The sequence below is a fragment of the Pedobacter sp. genome, from assembly GCF_045628745.1.
In the GTDB taxonomy this organism is placed as follows: Bacteria; Bacteroidota; Bacteroidia; order Sphingobacteriales; family Sphingobacteriaceae; genus Pedobacter.
In genome coordinates, this window is sequence record NZ_JAZQPU010000388.1 from 1 (window position 1) to 10003 (window position 10003).

Annotated in this window: 11 protein-coding genes; 6 read left to right on the top strand and 5 right to left on the bottom strand. The window is 36.5% G+C overall.

The window, feature by feature from the left end:
- Positions 1-2: 2 nt before the first annotated feature.
- On the bottom strand, positions 3-1625 hold the full coding sequence (locus tag ACR2F7_RS14250; protein ID WP_432714217.1) for an ABC-F family ATP-binding cassette domain-containing protein: 1623 nt from the start codon (positions 1623-1625) through the stop codon (positions 3-5).
- Positions 1626-2090: 465 nt separating this feature from the next.
- Between ACR2F7_RS14250 and ACR2F7_RS14255 the strand changes: the two genes are divergently transcribed.
- Positions 2091-2672, top strand: a complete 582-nt coding sequence (locus tag ACR2F7_RS14255) for a hypothetical protein (protein ID WP_432714218.1) — start codon at positions 2091-2093, stop codon at positions 2670-2672.
- Positions 2673-2685: 13 nt separating this feature from the next.
- On the opposite strand, the gene ACR2F7_RS14260 is transcribed toward ACR2F7_RS14255, so the two are convergent.
- Positions 2686-2874 (bottom strand): hypothetical protein, encoded by a 189-nt coding sequence (locus tag ACR2F7_RS14260; RefSeq protein ID WP_432714219.1) that lies wholly within the window; start codon positions 2872-2874, stop codon positions 2686-2688.
- Between the two features lie 44 nt (positions 2875-2918).
- Here ACR2F7_RS14260 and ACR2F7_RS14265 point away from each other — a divergent pair, with 44 nt between their 5' ends.
- The 4 genes from ACR2F7_RS14265 (at position 2919) to ACR2F7_RS14280 (ending at position 5678) form a co-directional block, all read left to right on the top strand.
- A complete protein-coding gene (locus ACR2F7_RS14265) occupies positions 2919-3518 on the top strand; it encodes a DUF6766 family protein (protein ID WP_432714220.1) in 600 nt (199 codons plus the stop codon).
- A 114-nt stretch (positions 3519-3632) separates the two neighbouring features.
- Positions 3633-4553, top strand: a complete 921-nt coding sequence (locus ACR2F7_RS14270; RefSeq protein WP_432714221.1) for a sugar phosphate isomerase/epimerase family protein — start codon at positions 3633-3635, stop codon at positions 4551-4553.
- A 74-nt stretch (positions 4554-4627) separates the two neighbouring features.
- Positions 4628-5206, top strand: coding sequence for a nitroreductase family protein (locus ACR2F7_RS14275; protein ID WP_432714222.1), 579 nt, complete (start codon positions 4628-4630; stop codon positions 5204-5206).
- Positions 5207-5225: 19 nt separating this feature from the next.
- A complete protein-coding gene (locus ACR2F7_RS14280) occupies positions 5226-5678 on the top strand; it encodes a 3-oxoacyl-ACP synthase (protein ID WP_432714223.1) in 453 nt (150 codons plus the stop codon).
- Between the two features lie 74 nt (positions 5679-5752).
- Here ACR2F7_RS14280 and ACR2F7_RS14285 read toward each other — a convergent pair whose 3' ends face one another.
- Together ACR2F7_RS14285 and ACR2F7_RS14290 are read right to left on the bottom strand one after the other, a co-directional pair.
- Positions 5753-6625, bottom strand: coding sequence for a polysaccharide deacetylase family protein (locus tag ACR2F7_RS14285; RefSeq protein WP_432714224.1), 873 nt, complete (start codon positions 6623-6625; stop codon positions 5753-5755).
- Positions 6626-6895: 270 nt separating this feature from the next.
- Positions 6896-7501, bottom strand: a complete 606-nt coding sequence (locus tag ACR2F7_RS14290) for an outer membrane beta-barrel protein (RefSeq protein WP_432714225.1) — start codon at positions 7499-7501, stop codon at positions 6896-6898.
- A 364-nt stretch (positions 7502-7865) separates the two neighbouring features.
- Between ACR2F7_RS14290 and ACR2F7_RS14295 the strand changes: the two genes are divergently transcribed.
- Entirely contained in the window at positions 7866-9347 is a 1482-nt protein-coding gene (locus ACR2F7_RS14295; protein WP_432714226.1) for a glycoside hydrolase family 130 protein, read from the top strand.
- Positions 9348-9378: 31 nt separating this feature from the next.
- Here the strand turns inward: ACR2F7_RS14295 and ACR2F7_RS14300 are convergent.
- The coding region (locus tag ACR2F7_RS14300; protein ID WP_432714227.1) for a glycosyltransferase at positions 9379-10003 on the bottom strand (625 nt) is incomplete at its 5' end.

A 10003-nucleotide genomic window follows, 5' to 3' on the forward strand; every position in this document is an offset into this window, starting at 1 on the left:
GGTTATTTATACATTTCTGCACGAATGGCAGCTATTTCTTCACTGTTGATATAATCATCGTAAGTCATCATTCTATCGATACTTCCTTTAGGTGTCAATTCGATTACCCTTGTAGCCACAGATTCTGTTAAAGCGTGGTCACGAGAAGTAAATAAGGCTGTACCTTTGAAATCTTTTAAACCGTTGTTTAAGGCCGTGATAGATTCAAGGTCAAGGTGATTTGTTGGCTCATCGAATAATAAAAGATTCGGGTGCTTCAACATCATCTGAGAGAACATGCAACGCATTTTCTCACCACCAGATAATACTTTACAGTTTTTCAATACCTCTTCACCAGAGAAAAGCATACGACCAAGGAAGCTTCTTACAAATTGTTCATCCTTATCCGTATCTGAATATTCTCTTAACCAATCTACAAGGTTCATGTCTTTACCGTTGAAATAATCGGTATTGTCATTCGGAATATCAGCCATATTAATAGTGACCCCAAAAGTATAAGTTCCCTTATAATCGTTGTCGCGACCAGTTAAAACATTATAAAAGGCTGTAGTCGCTAAACTGTTCTGAGAGATGACAGCAATTTTATCGCCTTTATTAACCATGAAGTTAACGTTGGTAAACAACACTTCACCATTAGCAGTTTTGCTCAGGTTTTCTACCTGTAGAATCTGGTCACCAGCTTCTCTACCCAGGTTATTGAATAATATAGCAGGGTATTTACGACTGGATGGTTTAATTTCTGATAAATCAATTTTATCTAAAGCCTTTTTACGGGAAGTAGCTTGTTTTGATTTAGAGGCATTGGCACTAAACCTTTGAATAAACTCCTGTAGTTCTTTTACTTTTTCTTCAAGTTTTTTGTTCTGGTCGCTGCGTTGCTTTAAAGCTAGCTGACTCGACTCATACCAGAAGGTATAGTTACCTGAGTAAATGCTCATTTTGCTATAGTCAATATCAACGATATGCGTACATACAGCATCTAAAAAGTGCCTGTCGTGACTTACTACTAATACAATATTCTGGTAATCTGCAAGAAAGTTTTCCAACCATGCAATGGTGTCAATATCTAAATCGTTGGTAGGCTCATCAAGCAACAAGATATCTGGGTTACCAAATAAAGCCTGTGCCAATAGCACACGTACTTTTTGGTTACCATCAATTTCTTTAAGGAGTTTATAGTGGTGTTCTTCTTTGATACCAAGGTTGCTCAGCATAGTGGCTGCATTGCTTTCCATGTTCCATCCATCCATTTCAGCAAACCTGTTTTCAAGTTCACCTGCACGTTCACCATCTTTATCGGTGAAATCTTCCTTGGCATAAATGGCATCTTTTTCTTTCATGATGTCATACAATTCCTTGTGACCCATCATAACGGTTTCTATTACCGGGAATTCATCAAAGGCATAGTGATCCTGATTTAGGACCGCCATTCTTTCGCCGGGAGTAAAAGCAACACTTCCAGAAGTTTGATTCACTTCACCTGAAAGAATTTTTAGAAAAGTTGATTTACCCGCTCCGTTTGCACCAATTACACCATAACAGTTGCCATGGGTAAATTTAAGGTTAACATCTTCAAATAAGGTCCGTTTGCCGTAACGTAGAGATAAATTAGATACTGAAATCATAAATGCTTACAAAATAAGTTGCAAAGGTAGTTATAATTTATAAATGCTTGAATGGGCAAGCAGCTGCTGTGCATCATTAATGTGTCAGCTTATAAATAAATTCACCCATACTTTCACCTGCAAAATAAAGTGCAGCTATTAAAATGATAGCGGTAAGTACAAGAAAGGGGTACTTTAAATTAGGTATAGCGGATAGTTTATTGTGTTTCATCTGTTAAAGTTAATTAATTATTATAGTAAACGGCCAAAAAGGTCCTATTTAACTCCTGAAAAAATTGCAGAAAACATTAAATTTTTTTGAGGTAAAAATCTAATAATCATTTAGTAAACAATTTTTTGTATCGCCTGTTCTAGGTTTTAATAAGCGTTTTAAAAGAAGAATTATTAACCATCATTAGCTTACAATTTTACACCTAGTTAGAAGCTAATGATAGCTTTGTTACCTATTAAAAACAATTATAACTTATGAAAACTTTAAATTTTTACTTAATTACAGCATTAATGGGGATTGGACTCTCTGCGAATGCGCAAATTCAAAGAGGCAATGTTTTATTTGGGGCTGACCTGGCGGATATTAACCTGGGATTAGACAGGCCTAATGTTTTTACGGCAGAAATATCTCCTAAGGCCGCTTGGTTTGTTCAGGATAATATTGCACTTGGCGGCTACCTTCAGTTTGGCATCCAGACAGCTAAAAACTCTACCACGACCACAAATTATGGTGTTGGGGTTTTAGGCAGGTATTATACAGGCTCTGATGTGGAGGTATTGAGACATGGCCGCATTTTTGGAGAGGCAACTGTTGGTTTTGGAGGTCAGAATGTGAGTGATGGAGGTGGTAGTACCAATGGGATAAATTTTAGCCTTGGCCCAGGTTTTGCCTATTTTATAACACCAAATATAGGATTGGAAGCCTTGTTTAAATACAATGGACTTGCAGGTTTTGGTAGCACTAATTATCAGAACAATCTGAGTCTGTCTTTCGGTTTACAGATTTATCTTCCAGGTAGGGGTACTGCGAATAAAGTAAAAGGGGACGTAAGGTAAAATCTAGAGCGGGTTAAGGAGTTGATTTTTCATAACCCGCTTTCTTTTTGAACATAGTGTCCATATTTTTAGTATTGATGTAATTTAAACGGCGTACATTTTTGTGGAAGTACAAGAGCTCATTAAACTTGTTGCCCATTGAATTGTTATCTTTTTCCAATAGAATAGCATAACATGGGAACTCCAAAAAAGAAGTATTCATTTTTTTATCGCAACAGTTTATCTATAGTCTTTTTAATCTTATTTATGGTCACGTTGGGTGCACAGGCTTTCTTTGGATGGAAAGAACATAACCTTGAACTACAACAGAAAAATGCTGGAACACTCCGCTTTGGTAACTATCTGAAGAGTGGCCATTTTATCTCTGCTACTTTTGAGAATTTTGAAAGTGAATTCTTGCAAATGGCTTTATATGTATTGCTGACCATTAAGCTTAGGCAGTTAGGATCAGCAGAGTCTAAGTCTCTCGACAAAAAAGAAGAGGTAGATCGTGAGCCACTACCAACGGCTGATGCACCATGGCCGGTAAGGAAGGGCGGGTGGATTTTAAAATTATATAGTAATTCTTTAGGAATTGCTTTTTTTATCTTGTTTTTTAGCAGCTGGGGATTACATTTATATGGCAGCTGGCAAGATTTTAATGTTGAACAGGTGCTTGCGCATGAACCAACAGTGAATGTGATTGAATTTTTGGCAGAACCTTTGTTTTGGTTTGAAACGTTTCAAAACTGGCAGAGTGAATTTTTATCTGTGCTAGCCATTGTTTTCTTAACTATATATTTACGGCAAAAGGGATCTCCTGAATCTAAACCAGTAGATGCACCCCATATGGAAACGGGCAAATAATTCAGTTATTCACTGCAACAATCACATAATAATTTATTATTTTAGAGAGCAAGACAATCAAAATTTGTGCTTACAGGATAACTTGTGGGCAATACTGTTTTTAACCAAAAAACAATGAAAACTATAAACCGTAGAAAATTTTTGAAAGATATGGGGATGTTAACGACTGTTGCAGGACTTTCAACGTTAATCCCTTTAGAACTGATGGCATTTGCAAAGAAAGATTTTTTTAATATTTCTTTGGCTGAATGGTCTTTTCATAAAGCTTTACAGGGAGGAAAAATGACGAACCTTGATTTTCCTTTAAAAGCAAAGAATGATTTTGGAATTAACATTGTTGAATATGTAAGTCCGTTTTTCAATCAGAAAGAAACTGACCCTGCTTATCTTAAAGAACTGCTCACCATAACTCAAAATGAGGGAATCCAAAATCACCTGATTATGGTTGATGGCGAGGGATCATTAGGGGATTTAAATGAAAAGGCTCGATTAACCGCTGTACAGAACCATCATAAATGGATTATTGCGGCTAAAACTTTGGGCTGTAATACCATCCGTGTGAATGCTGCAGGCAATGGAACTGCTGAAGAAGTGAAAAGTGCTGCCGTTGAGGGTTTAGGAAAATTGACCGAATTTGGTCAACAGCACCAGATAAATGTCATAGTCGAGAATCATGGCGGTTATTCTTCTGATGGTAAATGGCTTTCTTCGTTGATCAAACAAGTTAATAATCCTTATTGTGGGACACTTCCTGATTTTGGGAATTTTAGAATAAGTGAGAAAATTGAATTCGATAAGTACCAGGGGGTGCAGGAGTTGTTACCCCTCGCTAAAGGGATTAGTGCTAAAACATATGACTTTGATGCACAGGGAAATGAAACCTCCATTGATTATAGTCGTATGTTTAAAATTATAAAGGAGGCAAATTGGTCTGGTATTATAGGAATTGAGTATGAAGGTTCAAAATTGTCTGAGGTAGATGGCATTCGGAAAACTAAAATGCTTTTGGAAAGAATGAAACAACAATATGCCTGATTAAGGCTACTCCAGATTTAAACAGCGTAATTATAACCTTAAAAGTTAACTTTGTTTTTTAAGAGGATATGATTATGGCTGAGGCAATAGATACCATTACAGAAATTATCAAGAGAAGGAGAAGCGTTTTTCCTGTAAATTATACTGATAAGGAGATTCCTGTAGAAGTAATTCAACAACTACTTGAAAATGCTAATTATGCACCTACGCATAAATTAACTGAGCCCTGGCGTTTTGTTATATTTCGTGGTGAAGGAAAACGTAAACTTGGTGTAGTGATGGCAAATATTTATAAAGAATGTACTCCTTCGCAGTATTTCCTGGAAAAAAAATACAATAGTATCACTGATAAAATAAACAGGGCCAGTTGTGTCATTGCGCTTAATGTAGAACTGCATCCGGAAAAATTGCCTGAGTGGGAAGAGCTTGCTGCTTTGGCTTGTGCGGTGCAAAACATGGCCCTTACGGCTGAGGCTTTAAATGTTGGAGCCTACTGGAGTTCTCCAGAATTAATTGCGGGGTTAGGAGGGTACCTTGGGTTGCAGGAAAATGAAAAGTGTTATGGCTTATTTTACATGGGATATTATAAAGAGTTACCACCTCCTGTAAAAAGAACACCAATAGCAGCGAAGGTAAAATGGGTAGAGGATTAAGTAGTTACTGAATTTAAAAATGGAACAAATAAAAAGTCAATTATATGCGCTTTGTCAGCAGTTTATTAAACAAAGAATAGAAACTGCTGAAACTGCTTTAGAGCAGGCTCGTGAAGCCAGTAATGATGATACGAAGAGCAGTGCAGGAGATAAGTTTGAGACCACAAGGGAGATGATGCAACAGGATATCTCCAGAAATAAAAGATTGCTGATGGATGCGAAGGAAAATCTGCATGTACTTGAAGGATTAAAATCTTTTCAGCCATTCGACAGAATTAAAAGTGGTCACCTTGTAATCACTTCTGAGGAGGCGTTTTACATTAGTATTAGTGCTGGTCAATTAACGGTAGATCAAAAATCTTATTTCGCTATATCAGCACAGTCGCCGATAGGGCGGTTGTTGCTTGGCAAAGCTGTAAACGATACAGTTACCTTTAATCAAAAGCAGTACCGCATATTGGAGCTCTTCTAATACTGTTAGCCCTTTGTAAAAGCAAAAAGCCTGTATGCCATTTAAGGTAAACAGGCTTTTGATGTATAGTAGCATTAAAAACTATTATTAATGCTATTGCTTAATGTTTTAGCACTCCAGTAACCACTAGAAATAATTCTTCTGATGGTAAATAAAGGATCGTTTTCATCTCTTTTAGTGGCCAAGATATAGGCAGATTTCATTCCTCTGTTCTTAAGCTCCGGAATAGCTTCTGGATTCCATAGACCAAATGGATAGGCAAAATCAGTAATTTTTTGTCCTGTAATTTCCTCTAAAGTTTTTGTTGGTTTATCAATTTGAACTTCCCAATCTTTACCCTGGTATTTTTTTACGTTATGGTGATCCCAGGTATGTGAACCAATAACGTGCCCATCATCTGCCAATTCTTTAATTTGAGCTTTGGTCATGTAATTAGGTCTGCCTATAGATACCGTCATTATAAAAAACACACCTTTGAAACCATATTTCTTTAATTCTGGTGCAGCAATAGCATGTTGGTTATGCTCTGTGTCATCAAATGTAATCATGATGGGTTTGCTTGGAAGCGTAGTACCCTTATTTAAATAGGCATAATATTCATCGGGCAAGATTGTGTGGTACCCACTATCGGCAAGCATTTTCATATGTTCTTTAAAAGTGCCTATGGGAATGATGTAATCTTTGGAAGATTTAGAATCTGTGGCCTTCCAGTCGCGAATCTGGTGATAACATAATACAGGTACTTGTTTACGTGCAAGGATGGTCTTGGCATCGGCAACTTTAATGTCTTTGACATCAACAGGAGCAGCTTTTTCAGCGCTGGTAGTATCGTTTAAAGTTGAAACTGTTGCTGCATTGGCATCAGCAATAACGTTTTGTGATTTTGATTGACAGCCTGCAACCAAAAAAAATGAAGCAGCGGCAAAAGGCAAGAAATAGTTTTTCATTGATAATTATTTGTTTTTATAGGTGATGAAACATAAAAACCATAAAGATATCTTATTTATAACAACCGTTGAGAGGAGAGACCATTTATATTTTCGCGATAGATGAAATTGTAGATGATGCCAAAATGAAAAAGTTATTGATGGCTTTAATATGCTTTAGTAATTAATAGGAAAAAAAGATGCCTTGGTTAAATTAACCAAGGCATCTTTTCATTATATTTCATCAAGAGCTCATTTCTTTATCTAACCAATGAGCTGGAGATGTTTTATTTAAAAGTGAAATATTACACCTAATTTAGGAGCAAAAGCATTAGCGTCTAAACCAAATGAATTTGTTTTAACTTTAGCACCTGTAGCTTCATCTTTAACAGCATAGTTGTTATAACCTAAACCATTAACTGAAACTTCAATACCAACTTTTTTGGTTGGGTAATAAGCAAAACCAGGAGCTAAATTTACACCAATACTAGTTGTAGAAGCATATTTGCTATCAGCTTTTTTACCGTCATTGTCAACTAAAGTGTTACTGCCAAAAGCCATAGGTACAGATAGTTGTCCGAAGAATTTGAATTGATCAGCAACATCTACATAGTAACGACCAAACGGAGATACTTCAAACGCCTTGTTTAAATTTTTATGGCTTACTTCTTTATTGTAGTTATAGCCTACGCCTGTACCTACAGCAAAGTTGTCACCTACAAAATAACCAACAGTAGGAACTAAATTATAATTAACATCTGCTTTATTAGCACCATCTGTTTTTGAGCTACCAAAACCAACTTTTCCACCTAATAATACATTTCCTTTTTCAGTTTGTGCTTGTGTTGAGAAAGTAAATGCAACAAGAGCAACGATTGATAATAATAACCTTTTCATCTTTTTCTTTTTTTTAGTTAAACATTCTGGTCATTTTCTCTCTTTGTATTTCTGACCTTTATTGTCTTATAGTCAATACCCGTGCCAAAGAAAATCTAGCTATATGTTCTGTAAAGAGTGTTTTTGGTGAAATATTAATAAATAGGGATTTATGAATATTAAAGAAAGCCGTTATTGTTTTTGGGTGACAAAACTCAAAAAAATCCTTGCTTTGTTAAGCTGTCATTTGCAGTCATTTTGACTTTTTCTGTAAAATTGTCAGTTTTTGGGTGGTATTTATGGCATAACACTTGTAAGTAGTTTACATAGGCAAATAGTTGAAGGTTTCTAAAACTAATGTACCCCCTATAAATGTTATTAACCTATGAGAATACAAATAAACCGTAAATCTGTTAAGGTATATCCTGATCCTAAACGTGTAATTGCAAGATTTTTTTTTAATGGAGAGGAACGTGCTAAACAAGTGATCAAGCTGGTTCTTGCATTATCAAAAGATGAGATATTTTCAATGATATCTCCTATACTTCAGGAATATTCTAAACGTCACCGGAACATTACGAAGATTTTAGCGCGTCATTGTAAGAAAGTCAAATTTTGCATCGACATTATGGGGATAGATTATGAGATGTTAGATAAATACCAGCGGCTTTTGATTGGCTCATATTTTACACATGAGTATTCAATAGAATCTGCCGCATTTTTTAATCCTTCTATTATTGAAGACCCTAATCAAAATGATTTAGTGGACGGCGAAAAAAGAGTAATTATCAGCTTTAGAGCGGTAGGGGAAGGGCATATTTCTTCTATAGTATTCAGAAGGGCTTTATTAGATAAGCATAACAATATCTTTGTCACACCTGCAGGGAATTATGTCGATGAAGCTGAAATCATCAGAAATGAAGTTTATAATAAAAAGCTGTTTCTGAAAAAAGCATTGGATTCTAATATAGATATCGAAGTATTGGATGAAGTAGAAAAAAAACTCAACGATAAATTTGATTATGCTTCTTTGAGAAGGGTAATTATCGAATCGAAGATGCTGCAGGAAAATGAGCTTAAAAAATTAGAATACGAAAAGATTCTTTGGTTGTCTGATGCTTATCATGAAATTAGTTTCTCCAGGGATACGGACATTTCAGACCGAATTATCTTCCCGATTTCTGAATTTGAGCGCCGGGGCATTGAGGATGCTCGATTTGTGCGTTTTATTAATGATGATGGCAGCATAATTTATTATGCTACTTATACTGCTTTTGATGGGGCACTGATTATGCCTAAACTATTGCAAACCACAGATTTCTACGACTTTAAAGTGAGTCCGCTGCATGGCGGTGGTGCGCAGAATAAAAATTTAGCTTTATTTCCAAGAAAAGTGAACGGTAAATACGCGATGTTATCCCGTATTGATGGCTGGAATAATTACCTCATGTATTCTGATAGAATTACCGTATGGGATACACCGATAAAACTTCAGGAACCTGAGTTTCCTTGGGAATATGTACAAATAGGGAATTGCGGTTCTCCTATTGAGACTGACGAAGGCTGGTTGGTTATTACCCATGGTGTTGGCCCAATGAGAAGGTATTGCCTGGGCGCAAGTTTACTTGACCTTGAAGATCCTTCTATTGAAATAGGGCGCCTGCATGAGCCATTAGTCATTCCTAATATGGATGAACGCGAGGGCTATGTGCCAAATGTGCTGTATTCATGTGGCTCTATTATTCACAACGGTGAATTGGTTATTCCTTATGGTTTATCCGATTATTGTTCCTCATTCGTGACTGTTAACCTGGAGTCCTTATTGGCTAAGCTAAAAGATTCTGTGAGTAAGACAGCCTTTGTATAGAAATTGGCTTTTCAATTAAATTTAGGGCTTGTTATTTATTAAGAATTTGATGGTAGATGGAGAGATAATCGTCTACCATTTTTTGTGTTGTAAAATTCTCCAAAGCCCATTGGTGGCAATCAGCACGGTTGATAGATTTGAGCTCCGTAACAGAGGTAATGGCATCTTTCATGTTGTTTACTAAAAATCCTGTTCGCTTATCTTTGATTAATTCAGGCATAGCACCTCTGTTAAAGGCAATCACAGGCGTACCACAAAGCATTGCCTCGGCTACGGAAAGTCCAAAGGGCTCATCAAAACTAATGGGATGCAGCAGTGCTGCTGCCTTGCCCAACAATTCATTTCTTTGGGTTGGTCCTGCTGCCCCAATAAACGTGATGTCGTCATTTAAAAAGGGTTCAACTTCCTTTTTAAAGTAGGCTTCATCCTGTATGATGCCTACAATTTTAAGTCTTTTCTGGCTCTGCTGTGCGATCTGAATGGCCTCAGCGGTTCCTTTATGCGGATGAATTCTGCCAAAGAAAATCAAGTAGTCTTCTGGCTGTTCGTTAAAGCTGAATTCTTCAGCATTGATTCCATTATAGACCGTTGCTATATAATCTAGGTTTTTATGCCGGTTGGAGTTGCTGATGGAGGCATAATAGCAATTGCTATTA